The organism is Arthrobacter sp. MYb214, assembly GCF_002979865.1.
Taxonomy (GTDB): domain Bacteria; phylum Actinomycetota; class Actinomycetes; order Actinomycetales; family Micrococcaceae; genus Glutamicibacter.
The window spans coordinates 114,342-137,890 of sequence record NZ_PCPZ01000007.1; the positions used below are offsets into that span (position 1 = coordinate 114,342).

24 protein-coding genes are annotated in these 23,549 nt (G+C 62.5%); 19 read left to right on the forward strand and 5 right to left on the reverse strand.

Going from position 1 to position 23,549, the window contains the following annotated elements; all coding sequences use genetic code 11:
* Positions 1 to 142 precede the first annotated feature (142 nt).
* The 15 genes from rho to CQ012_RS15735 all read left to right on the forward strand — a co-directional run bounded on the left by rho (position 143) and on the right by CQ012_RS15735 (position 14,719).
* Entirely contained in the window at positions 143 to 2,386 is a 2,244-nt protein-coding gene (gene rho, locus CQ012_RS15665; protein WP_105662583.1) for a transcription termination factor Rho, read from the forward strand.
* Between the two features lie 188 nt (positions 2,387 to 2,574).
* Positions 2,575 to 3,648, forward strand: coding sequence for a peptide chain release factor 1 (gene prfA / locus CQ012_RS15670; protein ID WP_105658405.1), 1,074 nt, complete (start codon positions 2,575 to 2,577; stop codon positions 3,646 to 3,648).
* Between the two features lie 7 nt (positions 3,649 to 3,655).
* Positions 3,656 to 4,513 carry a peptide chain release factor N(5)-glutamine methyltransferase gene (gene prmC, locus CQ012_RS15675; RefSeq protein ID WP_105662584.1) on the forward strand — a complete coding sequence of 286 codons (858 nt, stop codon included), beginning with the start codon at positions 3,656 to 3,658 and terminating at the stop codon, positions 4,511 to 4,513.
* A 33-nt stretch (positions 4,514 to 4,546) separates the two neighbouring features.
* Positions 4,547 to 5,230, forward strand: coding sequence for an L-threonylcarbamoyladenylate synthase (locus CQ012_RS15680; RefSeq protein ID WP_105662585.1), 684 nt, complete (start codon positions 4,547 to 4,549; stop codon positions 5,228 to 5,230).
* Positions 5,227 to 6,348, forward strand: coding sequence for an MraY family glycosyltransferase (locus CQ012_RS15685; protein WP_105662586.1), 1,122 nt, complete (start codon positions 5,227 to 5,229; stop codon positions 6,346 to 6,348). The genes CQ012_RS15680 and CQ012_RS15685 overlap by 4 nt, the downstream gene beginning before the upstream one ends.
* Before the next feature lie 247 nt (positions 6,349 to 6,595).
* Positions 6,596 to 6,952 (forward strand): hypothetical protein, encoded by a 357-nt coding sequence (locus CQ012_RS15690; protein ID WP_146112315.1) that lies wholly within the window; start codon positions 6,596 to 6,598, stop codon positions 6,950 to 6,952.
* Positions 6,953 to 7,237: 285 nt separating this feature from the next.
* A complete protein-coding gene (gene atpB / locus CQ012_RS15695) occupies positions 7,238 to 8,029 on the forward strand; it encodes a F0F1 ATP synthase subunit A (RefSeq protein WP_105658410.1) in 792 nt (263 codons plus the stop codon).
* 107 nt (positions 8,030 to 8,136) lie between these two features.
* Positions 8,137 to 8,349, forward strand: coding sequence for an ATP synthase subunit C-like protein (locus tag CQ012_RS15700; RefSeq protein WP_013348621.1), 213 nt, complete (start codon positions 8,137 to 8,139; stop codon positions 8,347 to 8,349).
* An 80-nt stretch (positions 8,350 to 8,429) separates the two neighbouring features.
* Positions 8,430 to 8,984: a F0F1 ATP synthase subunit B gene (locus tag CQ012_RS15705; protein WP_013348622.1), complete on the forward strand. Its 555-nt coding sequence runs from the start codon at positions 8,430 to 8,432 to the stop codon at positions 8,982 to 8,984.
* Entirely contained in the window at positions 8,984 to 9,796 is an 813-nt protein-coding gene (locus CQ012_RS15710) for a F0F1 ATP synthase subunit delta (protein WP_013348623.1), read from the forward strand. The genes CQ012_RS15705 and CQ012_RS15710 overlap by 1 nt, the downstream gene beginning before the upstream one ends.
* Positions 9,797 to 9,922: 126 nt before the next feature.
* Positions 9,923 to 11,560, forward strand: coding sequence for a F0F1 ATP synthase subunit alpha (gene atpA, locus CQ012_RS15715; RefSeq protein ID WP_013348624.1), 1,638 nt, complete (start codon positions 9,923 to 9,925; stop codon positions 11,558 to 11,560).
* A 75-nt stretch (positions 11,561 to 11,635) separates the two neighbouring features.
* The gene (locus CQ012_RS15720) at positions 11,636 to 12,529 is read left to right on the forward strand and encodes a F0F1 ATP synthase subunit gamma (protein WP_013348625.1); all 894 of its coding nucleotides are present in this window, start codon (positions 11,636 to 11,638) and stop codon (positions 12,527 to 12,529) included.
* 35 nt (positions 12,530 to 12,564) lie between these two features.
* The gene (gene atpD, locus CQ012_RS15725) at positions 12,565 to 14,010 is read left to right on the forward strand and encodes a F0F1 ATP synthase subunit beta (RefSeq protein ID WP_105658412.1); all 1,446 of its coding nucleotides are present in this window, start codon (positions 12,565 to 12,567) and stop codon (positions 14,008 to 14,010) included.
* 2 nt (positions 14,011 to 14,012) lie between these two features.
* Positions 14,013 to 14,282, forward strand: coding sequence for a F0F1 ATP synthase subunit epsilon (locus CQ012_RS15730; protein ID WP_038990466.1), 270 nt, complete (start codon positions 14,013 to 14,015; stop codon positions 14,280 to 14,282).
* An 8-nt stretch (positions 14,283 to 14,290) separates the two neighbouring features.
* Positions 14,291 to 14,719 carry a DUF2550 domain-containing protein gene (locus tag CQ012_RS15735; protein ID WP_105658413.1) on the forward strand — a complete coding sequence of 143 codons (429 nt, stop codon included), beginning with the start codon at positions 14,291 to 14,293 and terminating at the stop codon, positions 14,717 to 14,719.
* 131 nt (positions 14,720 to 14,850) lie between these two features.
* Here CQ012_RS15735 and CQ012_RS17685 read toward each other — a convergent pair whose 3' ends face one another.
* Positions 14,851 to 14,988, reverse strand: a complete 138-nt coding sequence (locus CQ012_RS17685; RefSeq protein WP_181149085.1) for a hypothetical protein — start codon at positions 14,986 to 14,988, stop codon at positions 14,851 to 14,853.
* On the opposite strand from CQ012_RS17685, the gene CQ012_RS15740 reads away from it, so the two are divergent.
* Complete coding sequence (locus CQ012_RS15740) at positions 14,987 to 15,973, forward strand: NAD-dependent epimerase/dehydratase family protein (RefSeq protein WP_105662587.1); 987 nt, start codon at positions 14,987 to 14,989, stop codon at positions 15,971 to 15,973. The two genes, CQ012_RS17685 and CQ012_RS15740, sit on opposite strands and share 2 nt — an antisense overlap.
* Positions 15,974 to 15,996: 23 nt before the next feature.
* On the opposite strand, the gene nagA is transcribed toward CQ012_RS15740, so the two are convergent.
* The 3 genes from nagA to nucS all read right to left on the reverse strand — a co-directional run bounded on the left by nagA (position 15,997) and on the right by nucS (position 18,914).
* The gene (gene nagA, locus CQ012_RS15745; protein ID WP_105662588.1) at positions 15,997 to 17,205 is read right to left on the reverse strand and encodes an N-acetylglucosamine-6-phosphate deacetylase; all 1,209 of its coding nucleotides are present in this window, start codon (positions 17,203 to 17,205) and stop codon (positions 15,997 to 15,999) included.
* Between the two features lie 129 nt (positions 17,206 to 17,334).
* Complete coding sequence (locus CQ012_RS15750; RefSeq protein WP_105662589.1) at positions 17,335 to 18,057, reverse strand: DUF4126 domain-containing protein; 723 nt, start codon at positions 18,055 to 18,057, stop codon at positions 17,335 to 17,337.
* A gap of 161 nt (positions 18,058 to 18,218) precedes the next feature.
* A complete protein-coding gene (gene nucS / locus CQ012_RS15755; protein WP_105662590.1) occupies positions 18,219 to 18,914 on the reverse strand; it encodes an endonuclease NucS in 696 nt (231 codons plus the stop codon).
* A gap of 59 nt (positions 18,915 to 18,973) precedes the next feature.
* Between nucS and CQ012_RS15760 the strand changes: the two genes are divergently transcribed.
* The gene (locus tag CQ012_RS15760; protein WP_105658418.1) at positions 18,974 to 19,345 is read left to right on the forward strand and encodes an Rv1322 family protein; all 372 of its coding nucleotides are present in this window, start codon (positions 18,974 to 18,976) and stop codon (positions 19,343 to 19,345) included.
* A 24-nt stretch (positions 19,346 to 19,369) separates the two neighbouring features.
* Here CQ012_RS15760 and CQ012_RS15765 read toward each other — a convergent pair whose 3' ends face one another.
* Positions 19,370 to 20,737 carry an AI-2E family transporter gene (locus tag CQ012_RS15765; protein ID WP_105662591.1) on the reverse strand — a complete coding sequence of 456 codons (1,368 nt, stop codon included), beginning with the start codon at positions 20,735 to 20,737 and terminating at the stop codon, positions 19,370 to 19,372.
* Between the two features lie 161 nt (positions 20,738 to 20,898).
* On the opposite strand from CQ012_RS15765, the gene CQ012_RS15770 reads away from it, so the two are divergent.
* Both CQ012_RS15770 and CQ012_RS15775 read left to right on the forward strand, forming a co-directional pair.
* Positions 20,899 to 22,593, forward strand: a complete 1,695-nt coding sequence (locus CQ012_RS15770) for a hypothetical protein (RefSeq protein WP_146112978.1) — start codon at positions 20,899 to 20,901, stop codon at positions 22,591 to 22,593.
* A 5-nt stretch (positions 22,594 to 22,598) separates the two neighbouring features.
* Positions 22,599 to 23,510: a co-chaperone YbbN gene (locus CQ012_RS15775; protein WP_105662593.1), complete on the forward strand. Its 912-nt coding sequence runs from the start codon at positions 22,599 to 22,601 to the stop codon at positions 23,508 to 23,510.
* Positions 23,511 to 23,549: the final 39 nt, after the last annotated feature.

Sequence of the window (23,549 nt, forward strand, 5' to 3'; positions counted from 1 at the left end):
CCACTGCAGTTTTGCCCCGAATTCTGGGCCATCTTGCGGGGAGAAAGTGAAGTAGCCACGAAATCTTCGGCTGCTGAACATCATTTACGGCATAGTGGGCCTGCCTTGAAGCGGCCCATCCTACGAGTCAGAAGGAACTTTCGTGACCGAAACCACGAGCCTCAACGAAGGCGTGGACACCAAGACTTCCGAAAACAAGAGCGCCGGACTGGCCTCTTTGAAAATGACCCAGCTCCAGCAGTTGGCTTCGCAGCTGGGTATCACCGGCGGTTCGCGGATGCGCAAGGCTGATCTGGTCAAGGCCATCGGCGACCACCAGCGCGGTGGCTCCGTTGCCGCCAAGGACGCCAAGGCCGCACAGGAAGCGAAGTCTGCCAAGACCGAAGCTCCCGCAGCGAAGGCTGAAGCTCCAGCCGAGCAGGCCAAGGAAACCAAGACCCGTGCACGTCGTGCGCCAAAGGCCGCGGCCCAGGCGCAGGCTGAGACCGAGAGCGCACCAGAGGCCGGCGCGGCTGCTGAAGCTCCGGCTGAAAAGCCAGCTCGCGCACGCCGCACCTCGCGCCGCGTGACCGACTCGGGCAAGGTTGCGGCTCCTGCCGAAGCCAACGAAGCCGCTACCGAGGCTCCAGCCGAGAACCAGGCAGCAGCCGAGGAGTCCAAGGCTCCACGCCAGCGCCGCAACTCGCGGAACAACAAGCCGGTTGACCAGCCAGCAGAGCAGGCAGCCGAGCAGGCCGAGGCACCGGCGGAGAACGCCGAGAACAACGGCGAAGCACGCGAAGAGCGCCGCGAGCGCGGCAACCGCCGTGAGCGTGGCAACCGCCGCGATCGCAACACCGAGCGCACCGAAGTTGCCGAGTCGGAGAACGCTGAAGAGCGCACCGACCGCCGCGAAGAGCGCCGCGAGCGCAACAACCGCCGCAACGAGCGCAACAACGACCGCAATGAGCGCAACAACGACCGCAACGAGCGCAATAACGATCGTGCTGAGCGCAACAACGATCGCAACGATCGCAACAACGACTCGAACGACTCGGAGAACGCCGAGGACCGTTCCGAGCGTGGCGACCGCAATGACCGCCGCGAACGCCGCGAGCGCAACAACGACCGCAACGATCGCAATGACCGCAGCAACCGCCGCGAGCGCAACAATGATCGCAACGATCGCAACAACGACCGTAACGATCGCAACAACCGCAACCGCCGCAACCGCCGTGATGACGACGAGCCGCAGCTGAGCGAGGACGACGTCGTATTGCCGATCGCCGGCATCCTGGACGTGCTGGAGAACTACGCCTTCGTGCGCACCTCCGGCTACCTGCCCGGCCCGAACGACGTCTACGTCACCCTGGGCCAGGTCAAGAAGTACAACCTGCGCAAGGGCGACGCCATCGTTGGCGCGATCCGCCAGCCACGCGAGGGCGAGACCCCGAACCCCCGCCAGAAGTTCAACGCCCTGGTGCAGCTGACTTCGGTCAACGGCAAGAAGCCAGAGGACAACCGCGAACGCGTCGAGTTCAACAAGCTCGTCCCGCTGTACCCGACCGAGCGCCTGCGCCTGGAAACCGATCCGAAGCTGGTCGGCCCGCGCGTCATCGACCTGGTCGCGCCAATCGGCAAGGGCCAGCGCGGCCTGATCGTTTCGCCTCCGAAGGCCGGCAAGACCTTGATCCTGCAGGCCATTGCCAACGCGATCACCATCAACAACCCGGAAGTGCACCTGATGATGGTGCTCGTTGATGAGCGTCCCGAAGAAGTCACCGACATGCAGCGCACCGTGAAGGGCGAGGTCATCGCCTCGACCTTCGACCGCCCGGCCGATGACCACACCACCGTGGCCGAGCTGGCCATCGAGCGCGCCAAGCGCCTGGTGGAAATGGGCATGGATGTCGTGGTCCTGCTGGACTCGATGACCCGCCTGGGCCGTGCCTACAACCTGGCCGCTCCGGCCTCGGGCCGCATCCTCTCCGGCGGCGTCGACTCGGCAGCGCTGTACCCGCCGAAGCGCTTCTTCGGTGCAGCCCGCAACATCGAGAATGGCGGCTCGCTGACCATCCTGGCTACCGCCCTGGTGGAGACCGGTTCCAAGATGGACGAGGTCATCTTCGAGGAATTCAAGGGCACCGGCAACATGGAGCTGCGCCTTTCGCGCCAGCTGGCCGAGAAGCGCATCTTCCCGGCAGTGGATGTCAACGCTTCCTCGACCCGCCGCGAAGAGCAGCTGATGAGTGCCGAAGAGGTGCGCATCATGTGGCGCCTGCGCCGCATGCTCTCGGGCATCGATCCGCAGCAGGCACTGGAAGTGCTCACCGGGAAGATCCGCGAAACCGGATCGAACGCGGAATTCTTGATGCTGGTCAACAAGACCACTCCAAACAAGGATTAGCACCACCCACCGCCATGGCGTCCAGCCAGCTTGCCGCACCGGCAGCTGGCTGGACGCCATCGGCGCGTAGTGACACCTCGCACGCCGGCCCCGGCCGGCGCAGCGTTTAGAATTGAATTCCAGCAGTGCCCCAGCCGCAATAGCCGGCGGCACTGCGCGGAAAACGCCAACAAGGAAGCACACCCACCATGTTCGAGTCCGTCAAGTCGCTACTAGAAGAGCATGCCGCAATCCAGGCGCAGCTCTCGGATCCAGCGGTGTACGCCGACCAGGCGCTGGCCCGCAAGCTCGGCCGCCGCTCGGCACAGCTGAACGGCATCGTCGAGGCCTACAACAAGTGGCACGCCGCCACCGAGGACCTGGAAGCAGCCAAGGAAATGGCTGACGAGGATCCGGACTTCGCAGAAGAGGTGGAAACCCTCACCGCCGCCCTGCCAGAGCTCGAGGAGAAGCTGCGCCGCCTGCTGATCCCGCGCGACGAGAACGACGGCCGCGACGTGATCCTCGAAGTCAAGGGCGGCGAGGGCGGCGACGAAGCAGCGCTGTTCGCAGCCGACCTGCTGCGCATGTACACCCGTTTCGCCGAGCACAAGGGCTGGAAGGTGGAGATGATCTCCTTCAACGAGTCCGACCTCGGCGGCTACAAGGACGCCCAGGTTGCCATCAAAGGCAAATCGAATGACCCGGCCGAAGGCGTCTACGCCCAGCTGAAGTTCGAAGGCGGCGTGCACCGCGTGCAGCGCGTGCCGGTCACCGAATCCCAGGGCCGCATCCACACCTCGGCTGCCGGCGTGCTGGTCCTGCCCGAGGTGGACGAGCCCGAAGAAGTCGACATCCACCAGAACGACCTGAAGATCGATGTCTACCGTTCCTCGGGCCCCGGCGGCCAGTCGGTGAACACCACCGACTCCGCGGTGCGCATTACCCACCTGCCCACCGGCATCGTGGTGGCCATGCAGAACGAGAAGTCGCAGATCCAGAACCGCGAAGCCGCGATGCGCGTGCTGCGTTCGCGCCTGCTGGCCCACCAGCAGGAGATCATCGACAAGGAGAACTCGGCCCAGCGTGCAAGCCAGATCCGCACCATGGACCGCTCCGAGCGCATCCGCACCTACAACTACCCGGAAAACCGCATTGCCGACCACCGCACCGGCTACAAGGCCTACAACCTTGACGCCGTGATGGACGGGGACCTGCAGCCGGTGGTTGAATCCTGCATCCAGATGGACGAGGAAGAGCGCTTGGCAGCGCTGGGCGAGTAACGACGCCTTGGAAGAACTCACTGCCGTACGCCGCCAGGCGATTGCGGCGCTGGCCGACGCCGGGGTGCCAAGCCCCGGCGTCGACGTCGAGCTGCTGCTGTGCCACGTGCTGGGCATCGACCGCTCGGAACTGAAGCTGCGCGAACTGCGTGGCGAGGGCCTCGACCCTGGATCCCGGGAGCAATTCACCGCCCTGGTGGCCGCCCGGCGCACCCGCATCCCGCTGCAGCACCTGACTGGCGTGGCGTACTTCCGCTACCTGGAGCTGAAGGTGGGACCGGGAGTATTCACCCCGCGCCCGGAAACCGAAACCGTGGTGCAGCTCGGCCTTGATTTCCTGGCCGCCCAAGGCATCGGCACCCCGCGGTGCATTGATTTGTGCTCGGGCTCCGGCGCCATTGCAGCGTCCGTGGCCAGCGAAGTGCCAGCAGCCAGCGTCTGGGCCGTGGAGCTCTCGGAGGATGCCATCGGCTACACCCGGGCCAACTGCGAGCCGCACCGGGTCACCGTGCTGCACCAGGATGCCACGGCGGTCCCCGGGGAACTGGAAGGCACCATGGACCTGGTGATCTCCAATCCGCCGTATATTCCGCCCAACGCGGTGCCGCGCGAAGTGGAAGTGCGCGAGCACGACCCGGAAATGGCGTTGTACGGGCTCGGGGAGGACGGACTGGACATTCCGCGAGCCATTACCGCCCAAGCCATGAAGCTCTTGCGTCCCGGCGGCTACTACGTGATGGAACACGCCGAAGTGCAGCGCGAAACCGCGGCAGCCATGCTGCGCGCGGCCGGTTTCACGCAGGTAGCTGGCCATGAAGATTTGACCGGGCGCGCCCGCGCCACATCCGGCTACGCGCCGCAATAACCAAACCACACCAGTGCATGAAAGAATGATCCCGTGAGCACAACATTTTCGGTAAGCAACGAGCAGGAACACGCTGAAGGCATCGCCGCAGCCAAGGCCGCGCTGGCGGACAAGCGCTGCATCGTCTTGCCTACAGATACCGTCTACGGGATCGGCGCCGATGCATTCAGCGCCCAGGGCGTGGCGATGCTGCTGGCCGCCAAAGGCCGCAACCGCACCATGCCCCCGCCGGTGCTGATCGCCCAGAGTTCCACCATGGACGGATTGGCCAGGGACATCCCCGAGCCCGCGCGCAAGCTGGCCGAAGCGTTCTGGCCAGGCGGACTGACCCTGATCCTGCAGGCCCAGCCTTCGCTGACCTGGGATCTGGGGGAGACCCGCGGCACCGTGGCGCTGCGCGTGCCCAACGACGACACCGCCCTGGAACTCCTGGGCCAGACCGGCCCGCTGGCCGTGTCCTCGGCCAACCGCACCGGCAACGCGGCGGCGCTGGATGTCGAGCAGGCTTTCGCTCAGCTCGGGGAGTCGGTGGATGTCTACCTCGACGGCGGCCCGCGCGGCGAGGCCGGGGAAGAGGTCCTGCCATCGACCATCATCGATTGCACCGGCCAGAACCTGCAGGTGGTTCGCTCGGGCGCGATTTCCATTGACGAATTGCGCGTGGTCGTCCCTGGCATTCTCGATTTGGGACAGGACGCACCGGAAACCGGCGCATGAGAACATACGTACTGCTCATAGCATTCAGCTTTACGGTTTCGTTCCTGCTCACCCCGATCATCCGCACCCTTGGCCACCGTTTCACCGGCAACCAGCTGGTGCGCGAACGCGACCAGCACGAAAAACCGATCGTGAAGTTCGGCGGCCTGGCGATTATCGCCGCTTTCGCCGCAGGGCTATGGCTGGCCAGCAACTTCCACTTCTTCCGCGGGGTTTTCGGCAATGACGACGCCATCCGCGGAATCGCCTACGCCCTGGGCGTCATCGTGCTCATGGGCCTGGCCGATGACATGTTCGACCTCAAATGGTGGCTGAAGCTCGCCGGCCAGATCCTGATCGGCTGGATGGTCGCCACCAACGGAATCGTCATCCAGTCCCTGCCCGTGGGGTCGTGGCAGATCGATGAGCAATGGATGCAGATTTCGGTGACCATTTTCCTGATCGTGCTGACCATGAACGCGATCAACTTCTCCGATGGATTGGATGGCCTGGCCGCGGGCCTGGCCGCCATTGGCGCGGCGACCTTCTTCGTGTACTCCTATGTACTGGCCACGCACGTGAGCGCCGATGACTACGCGAACATCGGGGCCTTGCTCTGCGCCTTGCTGCTCGGTGCCTGCCTGGGCTTCTTGCCGCACAACTTCAACCCGGCGAATATCTTCATGGGGGAGACCGGCGTTCTCGCCATCGGCATGATCCTCTCGGTGGCCGCGGTGGCGGTGACCGGTGATGTGCAGGGCCTGGAGGCCCGGCGCTTCCGCAACATCCCGGCCTACATGCCGATGCTGCTGCCGATGGTGATCGTCTTCCTACCAGTACTGGACCTTGTACTCTCGGTCTTCCGCCGGCTGGCCAACAAACGCTCACCCTTTTCCCCGGACGCCAAGCACATCCACCACCGGATGCTGGCCCAGGGCCACTCCGTGCGCCAATCGGTAGTTCTGCTCTACCTGTGGGCCGCCGTGATTGCAGTCTCAGTGGTTTCCATCGCCTTCATCCCGGTCATTCTGGTGGTCCCGATGGCCTTGCTGTTGTTCCTAGTGGCAGCGGTAGCAACGTGGCGTCCCCTGGTGATCAAGCGGGTCGAGGCCTTACGCAAGCGCATGGGCAAAGCCTAGCCCGATCAAATAGCAGGGTAACGCACAAGCAATCTGTTTCTATCTCGTGTAGAATTCAATCTGGATCTTCTTTCATCTGTTCTTTAGGGAATAGGTGGAAGTTTCAAGTTTCATCAGCATCGATGGGTGCACGATGGTTCCTCGGTGTTGACGAAGAAAGGTTGCGGACGTGAATTCTGGTTCTGCCCGCGTCAGTGCTTCGTCAGCCCCGAAATCCATCTGGTTGCCGATTCTTGGCTTGTCACTGGTGTATTCGCTGATCGCTACCGCCATATTTTTCCTGATTTCATGGTTGGTTGCCGATCTTCGCTACGCGCTTTCTGGCGCGCTGGCTGCCGGGATTGTGATTGGCTTTTTCGCGATTGGCATTCTCATTGCCGAAGCTGCAGGGCGAATTCGCCACTCGTGGGCCATGCCCGCGTTCTTGGGTGTCTTTGTCATCAAGGTTTTTGGCATCGCCTTCGTGTTGTTGAACCTGGGGTTGCCCGATTGGGTTAATCGCCAGGGATTCGTTCTTGCAGCAGCTATCTCCCTTGTTGCCTGGCAGGTTGGTGAGGTGCGTGCTTTCATGAAGGCGCGCCTGGCTATCTACAACGAGGAATAGAGTATTCCGCGCGACTTTGTGTCGGTGGGGTGCTGTGAGTTTGATAAGCTTACTTCGGGTCATTTTTGGCCGTCCGCTCAACTGCGGGCGGAATACGCAATATGCATCCGCGGGGTAACCCGCAGATGGACCTTCATCAGGGTTGATGCTTCTGGCATGGGCCATGATGGGATCCCCGTTTGATCTTTTCTTCACACGGTGAGAGGCAGTTACCGCCAGTCACCGCCTTTTGCCCGTGACCGTTACTGCAGAGAGGACAGCGCGTTGTTCGCGTTTGCGCTCCCAATGGCCTCAGAAGAAGGCGGCTTCGTACCGCCATCCGTTTCCGATACCCACCTCCCGGATCTTTTCCCGTGGATGGCTGAGTACGGCACGGGTTTCGGCAAGCAGATGCTCATGATCGTTTTGTCGATCGTGCTTATCTCTTGGTTCTTCACCGTGGCCATCAAGAACCCGAAGCTGGTTCCAGGCAAGATGCAGTACATCGCTGAGTCCGGTTACGCGTTTGTACGTAACGGAATTGGCCGCGACATCATCGGCGAGAAGAACTTCCGTCCTTGGATTCCTCTGCTGTTCGCGACCTTCTTCTTCGTACTGCTGAACAACCTCTTCGGCGCGATTCCGTTCCTGCAGCTTCCATCGTTCTCACACGCTGGTTCTGCATACGCGATGGCTATCATCATCTACGGCACCTGGATTGCTGTAGGCCTGAAGAACCACGGTATCCGCTACTTCAAGTTGGCCGTCGTCCCGTCCGGTGTTCCGGGCTGGATCATGCCACTGATGATTCCGTTGGAAATCATTTCTAACTTCATCGTTCGCCCGCTGACGCACTCGCTGCGTTTGATGGCAACGATGCTGGCCGGTCACATGATCGTGATGCTGGCAGCTGCCGGCGCTCGTCACCTGATCGTTGTCCAGGACTCCCTGGCCATGAACGGCCTTGGCATCCTGGTCATCGTTGGCTCGGTCGCCATGTACTTCCTGGAACTGCTGATCATGGTCCTGCAGGCGTTTGTTTTCGCCCTGCTGACCGCGATCTACCTCCAGGGTGCAATCGAAGCCGACGCCCACTAGGCCAACACTTCTTTTCTTCCAACCCATAAAGATCTTCCTTGAGTCGCTCAAGGAATACCTCACAACCTACCGGCAAAAGCTCGGTATCTTGAAAGGAACATAATCACATGTTGCACGGCTCCCTGAATATGATCGGCTACGGCCTGGCTGCTATCGGTTCGGCTATCGGCGTTGGCTTGATCTTCGCTGCCTACATCAACGGTGTTGCACGTCAGCCTGAGGCTCAGCGCATCCTGCAGCCAATCGCCATGCTTGGCTTCGCACTTGCTGAAGCACTGGCCATCCTGGGCCTGGTCTTCGCTTTCGTCATCGGCGCCTAGTCTTTTCGCAACTGTAGTGGCCTCGCCACTATCGCGAGGCGTACACACAAGCGGAAACTAGTAGATAAGGAATAGTGAGAATGAACAGCACTGATTTCATCCTCGCTGCGAGCGAATCGGTCAACCCGCTGTTGCCGAACCCGTGGGAAATTCTCGTCACGGGTGTTGGTTTCGCGGTCCTTCTGTTCATCGTCATCAAGGTAATTGCTCCGAAGTTCGAGCAGTCCTATGAAGATCGCGTCACCGCGATCGAAGGTGGCCTGGAGAAGGCTGAAGCAGCGCAGAAGGAAGCAGAGGAGACCTTGGCTCAGTACAAGGCCCAGCTTCTGGAAGCACGCACCGAAGCAAACCGCATCCGTGAGGAAGCTCGTAGCGAAGGTGCTCAGATCCTCGCAGATCTGAAGACCAAGGCAACCGATGAGGCAGCTCGTATCACCGAGCAGTCGCACCGTCAGATCGAAGCAGAGCGCGTTTCGGCTCTGGCTTCGCTCCGCACCGACGTGGGCGCATTGGCTACCGAGCTTGCAAGCAAGGTTGTTGACGAAGCTCTGCAGGACGATGCCCGTGCCCAGCGCGTGGTTGACAAGTTCCTGACCGATTTGGAAGCTCAGCAGAACGCAGGTGCATCGAACTAATGGCAAGTGTATCGAGCGAGTCACTAGCAAAGGCTTTGGCGTTCCTGGAACCCAAGCTGGCACTGGCATCTATTGAGCTGCCTAAGGAACTGTTCGCGGTCCTGGAAGTACTGGATGCAAATGCCGGTCTTCGCCGCGCATTGACTGACCCAGCCCGTGATGCTGCCGAAAAGGCAGGCCTCTTGGCCCAGCTGCTGCACGGAAAGGTCTCGGCTGACGCTGAGGACACCGTTGCCCAGCTGGCTTCTACCCGTTGGAGCTCGGAACGCGACATTAGCGATGCGCTCGAAACGCTGGCTGTCACTGCGGTTACCGCAGTGGCTGAGCAGCAGGACGGCGCTTCGGGGCTGAACAAGCTGGAGCAGGATCTGTTCTCCTTCATCGAGGTAGTTCGTGGCAACCACGAACTGCAGCGTGCGTTGGATGATGCACAGGCCCCAGTCGAGGCAAAGCGCGCTCTCGCGCTGAAGCTCGTGCCTAACGCGTCGCAGACCTCTCAGGTATTGATCTCGCAGGCAGTTTCGAACCCTCGTGGTTTGAAGCCAGCAGCTTTGCTGGAACGCTTCGTGGAGCTCGTGGCCAAGCGCCAGCAGCGCTGGATCGCTTCGGTGACCAGCTCTGTAGAGCTTTCGGCGACTCAGCTTTCGCGCCTGGAGACCAGCCTGAACAAGCTTTACGGTCGTCAGCTCAAGCTCAACGCCACTATCGACCCATCGCTGGTCGGTGGACTGGTAGTCAAGGTTGGCGACGAAGTTGTCGACGCTTCCGTGGCATCGCGCGTGGCAGATTTGCGCCGGGCCTTGGCCAGCTAGGACTCATTAGGCGAAGGAGCAATCCTTTACCTGGTGTTCCTAGCTGCCAGGACCACAACAGACTTCATTCACATTCGATTCGGTGTTTTAGAACCGGATCACAATTTAGGAGAGCAGGGACTGCAGATGGCCGATTTGACCATCAATGCCAACGACGTCCGTAATGCCCTAAACGAGTTCGCATCTTCCTACGAACCGGGTAAGGCAGAGCGCACCGAGGTGGGACGCGTCGTCGCCGCGAGCGACGGCATCGCCAGAGTGGAAGGCCTTCCTTCCGTCATGGCAAACGAGTTGCTGAAGTTCGAAGATGGCACCCTGGGCCTTGCCCAGAACCTCGATACCCGCGAAATCGGTGTCGTTGTGCTTGGTGACTTCACCGGCATCGAAGCTGGCCAGAAGGTCGAGCGCACAGGCGAGATCCTTTCGGTTCCAGTTGGCGACGGCTACCTCGGCCGCGTGGTTGACCCATTGGGCGAGCCACTGGACAATCTGGGCCCAATCGCTTCCGAGGGCCGCCGCGCCCTGGAGCTTCAGGCACCAGGCGTTACCCAGCGCAAGAGCGTGCACGAGCCAATGCAGACCGGTCTGAAGGCTATCGACGCCATGATCCCGATCGGCCGTGGCCAGCGTCAGCTGATCATTGGTGACCGCCAGACCGGTAAGACCGCTATCGCGGTTGACACCATTCTGAACCAGCGCGCCAACTGGGAATCCGGCGACCAGACCAAGCAGGTTCGCTGCGTCTACGTGGCAATTGGCCAGAAGGCATCGACCATCGCTGCCGTACGCCAGACCCTCGAAGAGCAGGGTGCACTGGAATACACCACCATCGTGGCTTCCCCCGCATCTGACCCAGCAGGCTTCAAGTACTTGGCACCATACGCAGGCTCGGCCATCGGCCAGCACTGGATGTACGGTGGCAAGCACGTTCTGATCGTCTTTGATGATCTGTCGAAGCAGGCTGAAGCCTACCGTGCCGTGTCCCTGCTGCTGCGCCGTCCGCCAGGACGCGAAGCTTACCCAGGTGACGTCTTCTACCTGCACTCCCGCCTGCTTGAGCGTTGCGCCAAGCTGTCGGACGAGTTGGGTGCAGGTTCGATGACTGGTCTGCCAATCATCGAAACCAAGGCCAACGACGTGGGCGCGTTCATCCCGACCAACGTCATCTCGATCACCGACGGCCAGATCTTCTTGCAGTCGGACCTGTTCAACGCCAACCAGCGTCCAGCAGTCGACGTGGGTATCTCCGTATCCCGCGTTGGCGGCTCGGCTCAGGTCAAGGCCATGAAGAAGGTCTCCGGTACTTTGAAGCTTGAATTGGCTCAGTACCGCGACATGCAGGCATTCGCGATGTTCGCTTCGGACCTGGATGCTGCTTCCAAGCAGCAGCTGACCCGTGGTGCACGCCTGATGGAACTGCTCAAGCAGGGCCAGTACACCCCATACCCAGTCGAAGACCAGGTCGTTTCGATCTGGGCCGGCACCAACGGTTACCTGGACGATGTCCCGGTTGAGGATGTACGCCGCTTCGAGGGCGAGTTCATCGACTACCTGCGCCACCGCACCGACGTGCTGACCGTGATCGGCCAGACCGGCAAGCTGGAGAACGAGACTCTGGAAGCCATGAAGACCGCTGTTGCGGACTTCAAGGCCGGCTTCTTCGGCGAAGGTGACGACAAGCTTGTCGCCGCCGGACACGAAGAGCACGACGCTCTCGATTCCGAGTCCGTTGACCAGGAACAGATCGTCAAGCAGAAGCGCTGACAATTTCCTTACGAGGGGGAGCGGCGCCGGTAACGGCGCCGCCCTCCCGAAGTAGGGGATAAGGAAAGGACACACATGGGAGCCCAGATTCGGGTCTACCGCCAGAAGATCGGATCGACCAAGTCGATGCGTAAGATCTTCAAGGCGATGGAACTGATCGCTGCATCCCGCATTGGTAAGGCACGTACGCGTGTCTCGGCCTCGTTGCCGTATGCCAATGCGATTACCCGTGCAGTAACCGCCGTCGCGTCCCAGGCCGATGTCGAGCATCCACTGACCACCGAGCCGGCGCAGGTTCGCCGCGCCGCGGTCTTGGTGATGACTTCGGACCGAGGACTTGCCGGGTCCTACTCCGCCAGCGTTCTGAAGCAGGCAGAGCACCTCGTGGAACTCCTGCGTGAAGAAGGCAAGGAAGTCAAGACCTACTTGGTCGGCCGCAAGGCCCAGGCTTACTTTGATTTCCGTTCACGCGAGTACGCACGAGTTTGGACCGGGGAAACTGATTCCCCGCGTTTCGAAACCGCACGCGAGCTGCGCGACGTTCTCCTTGAGGACTTCGACACCGACTTCGAGCAGGGTGGCGTGGATGAAATCCACGTCGTCTACACCCAGTTCAAGTCGATGGTCACGCAGGAACCGACGGTCATCCGTCTGTTGCCGTTGGAGGTTGTCGAGGATGAATCCGAGACTCCAACCGACGAGCTATTGCCACTGTACGAGTTTGAGCCATCGCCGGAAGAAGTGCTTGATTCACTGCTCCCGCGCTACATCGATTCTCGACTGTTCAACTGCCAGTTGCAGTCCGCAGCTTCCGAGCTCGCTGCACGTCAGCGCGCTATGAAGGCCGCAGGCGACAACGCTGGTGAACTGATCAAGAAGTACACCCGATTGCTCAACAATGCCCGTCAGGCTGAAATCACCCAGGAGCTTTCGGAAATTATCGCCGGCGCCGACGCGCTGAACAGCTAATTACCGATACTCCGACCAGACAAGAAGTGAGAAAGATGACTGCCCAACTCAACGAGCAGGTTACCGCAGGGGCCATCGGTCGCATCGCGCGCGTGACTGGCCCGGTCGTGGACGTCGAGTTCCCAGCCGACGCACTGCCTGCTATCTACAACGCACTGACCGCTGAGCTGAACCTCAACGGCGAAACCAAGAAGATCACCTTCGAGACCAGCCAGCACCTCGGTGAGGGCCTGGTCCGCGCAGTATCGCTGCAGGCCACCGACGGCCTGGTCCGCGGTGCTTCGGTGACCGATACCGGCGCTGCCATCTCCGTCCCAGTCGGCGACGGCGTCAAGGGCCACATCTTCAACGTTCTGGGCGACGCCCTGGACGTTGACAACTCGGAGATCCAGGTCACCGAGCGTTGGCCAATCCACCGCCAGCCTCCGAAGTTCTCGGAGCTCGAGGGCTCGACCGAAATGCTGGAAACCGGCATCAAGTCGATCGACCTCCTGACCCCGTACATCAAGGGCGGCAAGATCGGCCTGTTCGGCGGCGCCGGCGTTGGCAAGACCGTGCTGATCCAGGAAATGATCACCCGTGTTGCACGTAACTTCGGTGGTACCTCGGTATTCGCCGGTGTTGGCGAGCGCACCCGTGAAGGCAACGACCTCTGGGTCGAAATGGACGAGGCAAACGTCCTGAAGGACACCGCACTGGTGTTCGGCCAGATGGATGAGCCACCTGGAACCCGTTTGCGCGTGGCACTGTCGGCTCTGACCATGGCGGAATACTTCCGCGATGTCCAGAACCAGGACGTGCTGCTGTTCATCGACAACATCTTCCGCTTCACCCAGGCCGGTTCCGAGGTGTCGACCCTGCTGGGCCGCATGCCTTCCGCCGTGGGCTACCAGCCGAACTTGGCCGATGAAATGGGTCTGCTGCAGGAACGCATCACCTCGACGAAGGGCCGCTCGATCACCTCGATGCAGGCTGTCTACGTCCCGGCCGATGACTACACCGACCCGGCTCCAGCAGCAACCTTCGCCCACTTGGATGCAACCACCGAGCTGTCGCGTGAAATCGCGTCGCGCGGCCTGTACCCGGCGATCGACCCGCTGACCTCGACCTCGCGAATCCTGGATCCGCAGTACATTGGCCAGGATCACTACGATGTAGCCATCCGCGTGAAGGCCATTCTGCAGAAGAACAAGGAACTGCAGGACATCATCGCGATCCTCGGTATCGACGAGCTGGGCGAAGAGGACAAGATCGTCGTTGCCCGTGCACGCCGTATCCAGCAGTTCCTCTCGCAGAACACCTACACCGCAAAGCAGTTCACCGGTGTCGAGGGCTCGACCGTATCGATCAAGGACACCATCGAAGGCTTCAAGGCCATTTGCGATGGCGAATTGGACCACATTGCAGAGCAGGCGTTCTTCAACATCGGCGGTCTTGACGACGTCGAGCGCCAGTGGGCCGAAATCCAGAAGGCCAGCTAATTATGGCTGAGCTTCAGGTCGAAATCGTCGCGGCTGACCACTTCGTGTGGTCGGGCGCTGCGAAGCTGGTCAAGGCTCGTTCGGTGGACGGCGAGATCGGTGTTCTGCCCGGTCACGTTCCGATGCTGTCCGTGCTTGCCGCTGGGGACCTGGAAATCGAACCGGTTTCCGAGTCCCGCTTCTCGGTCCAGATCGACGGAGGCTTCTTCTCTGTTGATTCGGATCGCGTAGTGATCGTTGCTGACAACGCTGTGCTTGGTACCGCAGCGTAGGCGATGAATTGTTTGAGATAACCGCACCAGTTCTGATCGCGTTGCTGATCCTGATCGGCATCGCCATGTTCTTCGGGGCCATGGCCGTGCGCCGCATCCAATTGCGGCGCACGCTGGGCACCTTCGATGCATCCATCCTGGCGCCTTCGGGCAAATGGATGATGGTCATCGGCCGCTACGGCGGAGCGCATGTGGACCTGTTGCGGTTTTTCTCTGTCTCCCCGGTCCCGAGCTTCGTGATCGAGCGCCGTGGCCTGGATATCACCGGGACACGCCAGCCCACCGATGAGGAAACCTCGCGGATCCCGCCAGGATTCATCATCGTGATGCTGGTGCGCAGCGGTGATGAGCTGCTGCTGGCCATGGACTACCGCGACTACACCGGCTTCTCGGCCTGGCTCGAAGCCGGGCCGATCGCCGGGAGCTGGCAGATCTAGAACTTGATAAAGCAAAGCCGCCGTTGCAGATGCAGCGGCGGTTTTCGCGTTCCCTGGCCAGTCAATGCTGGCAGGCAGCGTTGGCAGGCTGGGGGGGGCACTGCGGATCGCCTGCGTGCTCGGCGCACTGCTCAGCTGCGCGTGGCGGCTTGGGGGAGCACCTCCGGATCCCGGGCACCGCAGCCACCGATCCGGAAACGGCCGGCAGGAACTGCGCTGAGTGCGAAATGCCTGGGCGCGTGGCGCAGGACGTAGTTGACTGTTCGCATGAAACGAACCTTGATCCTTGGCGGCACCGCGTGGCTCGGCCGCGAGCTGGCGCGGCAGCTGATCCGCAGTGGCCACGAAGTAACCTGCCTGGCGCGCGGCAATTCCGGCGAGGTTGCCCAGGGCGCGCAGCTGGTGCGTGCCGACCGGAGCCAGCCCGGGGCCTATGATGCCGTGCAGGGCATCGGATTCGACTCGGTCATCGAGCTGTCCTATGAGCTGCAATGGGTGCACGAAGCGCTGGCGGCCCTGGCCGCGAATGCGCGGCACTGGACCCTGGTTTCCTCCATCTCGGTGTATGCCAGCGCGCAGCTGCCCGGTGCCGGCGAAGACGCGCAACTGCATGAACCGTCCGATCCCGGCGACTACGGGCATGCAAAGGTCCTTGCCGAACGGGCCAGCACGGCGATGGTTGCCGACCGGCTGCTCATTGCCCGTCCGGGGCTGATTACCGGACCTGGCGATCCCAGCGACCGCTTTTCCTACTGGGTTTCGCGCTTGGCCTTGGCCGGTGCCGGCCAGGTCCTCATCCCGCCAACCGCGGGCCGCCATGTGCAGGTCATCGACGTGCGCGATGCCGCCGCGTGGATTATCGACGCCGCCGCGCGTTCGCTCACGGGAACCTTCAACGTGGCCGGAACATCACATGGCTTCGCCCAGTTCCTCAGTACGGCCGCACGGATTGCGGGATTCAGCGGGGAACTGGTCACCGCCCAGGACGCATGGCTGCGCGAACGCCAGGTCAATTACTGGGCCGGGGCGCGTTCGCTGCCGCTGTGGCTTGCGCTGGAGGACCACGGCTTCGCCCAGCGCAGCAACCAGCGGTACGCCTTGGCCGGTGGCCCGGAGCGGGACCTGGAGGACTTGCTTGGCGACGTGCTGGCCGATGAACGGGCTCGCGGACTGGACCGGTCCCGGCGTGCTGGCCTCGGCCGGGCCGAGGAGCTTGAGCTGCTCGGCCAGCTCGGGCGGATCCGGCAGGGCTAGCGCAGTCCGGGATTTTCGGTGGGCTAGAGGTATTCCCCGTTGCGGATCGTCTGGACCAGCTGCAGATTGGCATCCAGGATCAGTGCATCGGCGGCGAAGCCGTAGTGCAGGGAACCGACTTCGTCGGCCAGGCCGATCAGCGAGGCGGGGATGGACGTAGCCGAGTTGACCGCCTGGACCAGTGAGACCCCGGCCTGCACGGCGCGCTGCACGATTTCCAGCAGCGTGCAGGTGCCGCCGGCCAGGGAATTGTCGCTGGCCAGCCGTGCCTGGCCCAGGGCCACATTCACATCCTGCGGGCCGAGGGTGTACTGCCCATCGGCCAAGCCGGTGGCCGCCATGGAATCGCTGACCAGCAAGATGTTCTCCGCACCGACCAAGCGGAAGACCAGGCGCACGGTATCGGGGGACAGGTGCACCCCGTCGGCGATCAGCTCCACGAACGCATTGCGGTTCACCGCCTCTTCCAGGCAGGCGGCCACCGGACCGGGTTCGCGGTGGTGCAGCGAAGGCATGCCGTTGAACAGGTGGGTGACCGTAGGGCGTTCGGTGAAGCCGTCCACCCCGGCGCTGCGCAGCTGTTCGCGGGCAAAGCGCAGGGAATCCGCGGTGATCTGGGCGCTGGCATCGGTGTGCCCCAGCGACGGAACCACGCCGTGGGAGACCAGCTGCTCAACGAGTTCCTCGCTGCCGGCCAATTCCGGAGCGTAGGTCATGGTGCGCAGCTGGCCGCGGCTGGCAGCCACCAGCTCGCTGACGAATTCCGGATCCGGATCATGCAGGAAGCGCGGGTCCTGGGCGCCGCAGCGGTCTACGGAGAGGAACGGGCCTTCGGCATGGATGCCGGCAATCTGGCCGGCCTCCGCCAGCTCGGCGAGCAGCTCGGCGGCCTCGATCATGGACGAGGGCTCTGCGGTGACCAGCGACGCGAGCAGGGTAGTGGTGCCCGAGCGGTGCAGGTACTCCACCGCTTCGGTGACGCTCGAATGATCCGGTGCCGAGAAGTCCGCGCCGAGGGCGCCATGGCAATGCAGGTCGATCAGGCCCGGGATGATGATGGAGCCGGGGGCTACCTCGCGTACCGGGTAGTCGGCAGCATCGGCCAGGGCGTTGAAGTCATCGCGGTTGCCGGCAAAGCGGATGCGGTCGCCTTCCACGGCGAGCACGCCATCGGTGACCTTGAGGCCATCGGAAATCAGGGTGGCATGAAGGGCGTAGCGCGTCGTAGTCATGTTCCCAGCTTAGAAGAGAGAACGCGTCCAGTCACCGACTCGACGGATTATTTTCTCAGCGGACTTGGCATTTAGCGAACCGGGAACGCAGCAGCCCCAGCGCGCCGGGCACCTGGCCACGGCAAGGAGCTAGCTGCCCTTGCCCGCAGGATCTTCGGAAGCCGGCGCGTTGCCGGTGGCCAGGGCCTGCAGCGCCTGCAGCGTACTGGTCTTCGTGCCGGAGGCCAGCTGCGCTTCGCGCGCGGAGTGCGCGGCGGCCCGGTTCTGCCTGATGCTGCCGACCCGGTTCTTCATTGACCGGTAGACCCGGCGGAACATGCGGTAGAGGAAGAAGCCGATGGCAATGGCAACGAGTCCGAGCACGGCGGCCAGTACCGGAACCAGCACAGCTGCGAAGACGAGAACCAGCGCGCCAAGATCTTCTGCCAGGCTGCGCACCCATTGGGTGATGGGTTCGGGCACGGCATTGGTCGCCGCGGTCATCGACGATTTGCCCAGGCTCACCGACAGCGCGGAGCCCGCACCGAGCAGTCCGGTGAGGACGGCAACCTCGACTCCCGAATTGGCGCCAAGGCCGATGCCAACCAGGGCGCCGAAAACAGGTCGCAGCCACACCGAGATGGTTTCCATGGACAAATTCAGGAAGGGGATCTTATCCAGGCCGGCCTCGCCGATGGCAAGTACGGCACAGATCGCCAGGACCCACGGATTGGTGATGCTTTCAGGAATCTGCCGTGCCGCAGAAGCGATCATGTCAGGTGCGGTATCGGGGATCACGAGTCCCGCGATGCCCAGGGCCAATACCGTGAAATACGGCCGCAGGCCCGCAGCGGAACCGCTGCCAATGGCCATGAGCGAAGCTGTCAGCGGATCCAATGGACCTCCCGAGCCTGGCGGCCCGGGCCGTGCGGCACCGAGCGCTTTTGGTAGAGGAGATCAGACTAGCAGTCGGGATGCAGTTTTCTGCAGGGCCAAACTAAGGCTGCCAGGCAGCCCGGGGAGGACCCGCAACCCTAGAAGAGGCGTCCTGCCGAGTCGTCGACTCCGCGCATTGCGTCGTAATCCAAGGTGAGGCAGCGGATGCCGCGGTCTTCGGCCAAGGTGCGGGCCTGCGGCTTGATCTGCTGGGCGGCGAAAATGCCGGTAACCGGCTTGAGCAGCGGGTCGCGGTTCAGAAGCTCCAGGTAGCGGGTCAGCTGTTCCACTCCGTCGATATCGCCACGGCGCTTGAGCTCTACGGCAACCGTGGCGCCCTTGGCATCACGGGCCAGGATATCCACCGGACCGATGGCGGTCATGTATTCACGGCGGACCAACTGGTGGCCAGCGCCGAGCAACTCGATCTGCTCGGCCAGCAGGCGCTGCAGGTCGGCTTCGACGCCATCCTTGATCAGCCCCGGATCGGTGCCCAGGATGTGGGCCGAGTCGTGCTCGAAGCTATGGAAGTGGATGGTCAGCTTGTCATCGGTCTTCGCACTGGACACGGTCCAGGTAGCGGTGGCACCCAATGCAGCGGCGTCCTCATCGGGATCTGCCTCACGCAGGATCAACGGCGGATTCATCCAATTCAGCGGCTTGTAGCTGCCGCCGTCCGAGTGGATGAGTACCGAGCCGTCGGCCTTGACCATGATCAAGCGGGTCGCCAACGGAAGGTGGGCTCGAAGACGGCCCTCGTAATCAACTGAACACTTCGCTACCACTAAACGCACCCCACACACTTTACTAGCTGGTTGCGACTTGTGCCGGGAGATACGGCATGATTAAAGACATGCCACGTTCCAACCGCCCGCGCCGCTCCAAGAATTCCCGACCCGCCCAAGGCCGGAACTCCGGCTCCGGCTACGGTTCCGGGGATGAAGAGCAGGGCTACGGTTCGGGCCAGGAAGAGTGGATGCAGCGTGCCCGCTTCGGCGTGGTGCTGCGCCAGGATGCCCCCGACGGCCAATGGCATGTGCGCAAGATTGCGCCGATGAACGCCAACAAGCCCTATTCCTGCCCGGGGTGCCACCGTTCCATCGGAGTTGGAGTTGCCCATGTTGTCGCCTGGCGCGCGGACCACTGGTCGGGCGATGACGCCGCGGCCAACGCGCGCCGCCACTGGCATCCGCACTGCTGGGAAACCCGTTCCTACCGCTACTAGGCCAGCTGCCTGGAGGGGCAGGTGCTAGCGGCGGTCCTGCCGGGCGATGAAGACTTCGCGCAGCAGGATCATGGCGCTGGCTGCCACCGGGATGGCCATGAGCGCACCGGTGACCCCGGCCAGGGTGCCGCCGGCAATCACCGAGATCACCGCGACCGCGCCGGGCACTGCCACCGCACGGCGCATGATGCGCGGCGAAACGAAATACGCCTCGACCTGCAGGTAGCCGAAGTAGCACACCGCGTAGATCAGGGCGGTCTGCCAGCCCAGTGACAATGTCACCAAGGTAACCAGCACGCCGGCGATCACCCCGCCGACCAATGGGATGAAGGCCAGCATCGCCACCAGCAAGGTGAGCAGCGCGGTGAACGGAACGCCCAGGATGCTCATCAGCACCAGCGCCACCAGGCAGTTCAGTATGGCCACAGTGGCTTGGCCCATCACGTAATTGCCCACGGAGCGGGTAATGCGCACGGTCAATTCGGCCACGCGGTCGCGTTTGGAGCGCGGGGCCAGGCGCAGCGAGAAGCCCATCATCCCTGGCAGCGAAGCCAGGAAGTAGATGGCCAGCACCAGCACGATCAGCACGCCGAACATGGACTGGGCGACGGTCTGCGATACGCCCAGGACGCCGCCGAACACATTGGTCACCGCGCCCGAATCGCCAAAGAAACGGTCGACCTCGGTAGTGATGCGCTGGGAAATCGCGTATTGCCGGTCGATTTCCCGGACCCAATCGCTATTGAGGAAATCATCCACGATTTCAGGCGCCCGCGTGATGAAGGCGGTGATCTGGTTGACCAGGGTAGGGATGATCAAGGCCATGAAGCCGCCGAAGATCGCCAGCAAGCTGACCATGGTCGCGGCCACGGCCAGCGGACGGGTCATTCCCTTGCGCATCATGAAGCGCACAATCGGATCAAGGCCCAAGGCGATGAACAGCGCAATGGCAATCCAGGTCATCAGCGAACCGACGTTGGTCAGCAGGTAGTAGCCGCCCAGGGCGATGCCCACGCCAATGGTGCCCAAGAAGCCCATGGAAATAGGGTGCAGCGCCGGAATCGGTTCCGGCGAGCCATCCAGCGGATGCTCCGGTTCCTCGCCCAGGGCCGCACTGCGCTGCGGGGTGTTGAGCATCTTGCCCACGCGTTCGGCGATCTTCTTGGACCAGCCCTCGCGGGACGGATTAGCGCCCGTCGGCGCAGCGCCCGGATAACGGGCCTGCGCGCTGGCGGCCGCAGGTGATTCCGGTTGGGAATTGCCCTCATGAGGCTGGGAATGCGCTGTGGATTCCGGGCCGGAGGTTGCCGGCCCGGAAGAGCGATCCGACGCGTCGGAACGCTGCTCGGGTACGTGCTTATCGCGATGCGGGTGCGGCTGATCAGGCTCCATGGGTCAGAGCATATCGCGCATCGGCCACTGTTAAGTGGTTCAAGACACCGTGCTGTTGCGTTGTTGAGCCAGTTCACAGGCGCGGATCGGAACCATGATCGGCCGCAACTCGTTAGACTTGTCAAAGAACAGCTGTGAGACGTAGGCGAATAGGTGAACTTGTGCGAAAAGTAATCTCCGTGATCGCGATGCTGCTGGGGGCCGCGGCCCTGGTAGTCGGCATCGGACAGAAGACCTTTTGGGCCCCGCCCGAAACGGTGACCGCGAGCATGCCGCAACTAGCTGATGAGGCACCGCTGACCTTGATTGAATCCTCGGTCAACGACCCCAAGCTGGACCCGGTGGAACTGGTGATCAAGTCGAAGGGTGAATTCACTGCTTCCTTGGGCCGCGACTATGACGTCGAGGCGTGGATCGGCGATGCATCGCATGTATCGGTCACCGGCATCGACACCGAAAACCACAAGATGATCGCCGAGCACGCCAAGGGCAAGGCCGATGCGCCTAATCCCGCCGGTGATGACATCTTCTTCGACTCGCAGACCGCGGATCAGACCATGACCTACCGCTGGACCGCTCCGGATTCCGGCGACTGGTCCTTGCTGCTGGCCGCAGGCGGAAAGGATGCCGCTCCGGTGGATATCTCGGTAACCTACGCGAACGACGACGCCATGCCATTTGCCCTGCCGCTGATCATTGCCGGCTCGCTGCTGCTGGTCTTCGGACTGGCCCTGCTGGTCATGCGCCCGGGCAAGCCGAAGAGCGGGGCGAACACCCAGCACTCGGTCGCCGCCGTGGCCGTGGTGGCCCTGGCGATCTCCGGTGTTTCTCTGCCCATGGCGCCAAGCGACGAGTCCAGCGCCAAGCCTTCGGAATCCGAGCAGAAGTCGCAGGACGCCAAGGCGTCCGATGATGCCAAGGGCTCCGAGTCCGCCTCTTCCTCGGTTGAAGAAGTATCCAGCTTCCCGGTCATCACCGAAGAGCAGCTCAAGCGCGTTCTGGCTGATGCCCAGAAGCAGGTAGCCAAGGCCGATGAGAAGATCGACGCCAAGGCCCTGGAACCACGCACCGCCGGTGCGTTCAAGTACCTGCGCGATAAGCGCTACGACATGCTCAAGGAGAAGTTCGAGGTAGACAAGCCGCTGGCGCTCAATACCCAGGTCATCCGCTCGGCCGCTGTGCCGAATGCGAATGAAGCCAAGTTCCCCCGCGTAATCTCCGTGGTGACCGCGAAGAACAATGATGCCGACACCCTGCCGCAGGCGCTGACCCTGGTGCAGGCCAACGCCCGCGATAACTTCAAGGTGGTCTTCGCCGGCCAGATGTTGCCGAACTCCACCTTCCCGGGCATCGCCGTTGGCGACCCGTCGACCAAGCAGCTTGCTGCCAACGCCGAGGGCCTGCAGATGACCCCGGAGAAGGCCCTGGAAGCACTGGGCAAAGTGCTGACCGATGGCAATGCCAAGGACAAGGACAAGTTTGCCGAATCGGACTTCATCAAGGCGGTGCACGCAGCCCAGAAGGATGAGTCCAAGGAAGCCAACGAGGCGGACGTCAAGTACAACCGCACGGTCACCAAGGGCGACACCAAGGTGGTTTCCACCCCGGATGGCGGAGCGATTGTTACCGGCAAGCTGAACAACAAGGCGCTCTTCGTGCGCACCGAAGACGCTGACCCGCTCAAGAGCACCGACAAGCTGACCGAACAGCTGCTGGGATCCAGCTCCTCGAACGGCGACGTGGAAAGCACCTACGCCGAACCGGTGATGTTCTACCTGCCAGCCGACGGTTCCAAGGACAAGATCCAGCTGATCTCTGCAAGCCAGATCCTGCTCGATGTGAAGGAAGTTGACTAACCCCCATGACTGATCAGAACATTCCCTCAACCCGCGGTGCGGTAGATCTCTCCGCCCTGGCCAGCCAAGGCCCGGAAGCTACCGGCAGCATGCCGGCTGGTCCGGCAAGCTGGACCACCAATCTGGATGAGGCTGCGTTCCAGCAGTTCGTCGGCATGTCCCAGCAGGTACCTGCCATCGTTTCCCTCGGCTCGCCTCGCGTGCAGGTCTCGGCAGACCTGGATGCGACGCTGCGCAAGCTGGTGGATGCCAAGGGCGGCAAATTCATCCTCGGCCTGGTGGATGCGGAAACCTACCCGCAGATCGCCCAGGCCTTCCAGGCCCAGCAGATCCCGATGGTGGTGGCGCTGATCAAGGGCCAGCCGGTGCCGCTGTTCCAGGGTCCTGCCGAGGAACAGCAGATTGTCCAGGTTTTCGCACAGCTTGAACAGCTCGCAGTCCAGCAGGGCATGAGCGGTACCGCCCCGGCATTCTCCGGGCAGGCCGGCGAACCTGAACCAGAGCTGCCGCCGCTGCACCAGAAGGCCGTGGACGCCATCGATGCCGGGGACTACGCCGCCGCCGAGGCCGCCTACCTGGAAGCGTTGAACGAGAAGCCGAACGACAAGGACGCGCAGATCGGCGTGTACCAGGTTCGACTGCTCTCGCGTACGCACAACCTGGATCTGAACAAGTCCCGCGAGCAAGCCGCGCAGAACCCTGAAGACATCGCAGCCCAGCTGGATGTAGCAGATCTGGACGTGGTGGGCGGGCATGTCGAAGATGCCTTCGCCCGACTGGTTTCGCTGATCTCCCGCCTGGCTGATGAAGACCGCGAGCGGGTCCGCCGTCGCCTGATTGAGCTCTATGCGGTGATCGGCAACAGCGATCCACGCGTAGCTGCCTCGCGGCAGAAGCTGGCACGCGTACTCTTCTAGGCTGACGTCCAGGGACTGGACCAAGCAGTTCAACCGCCG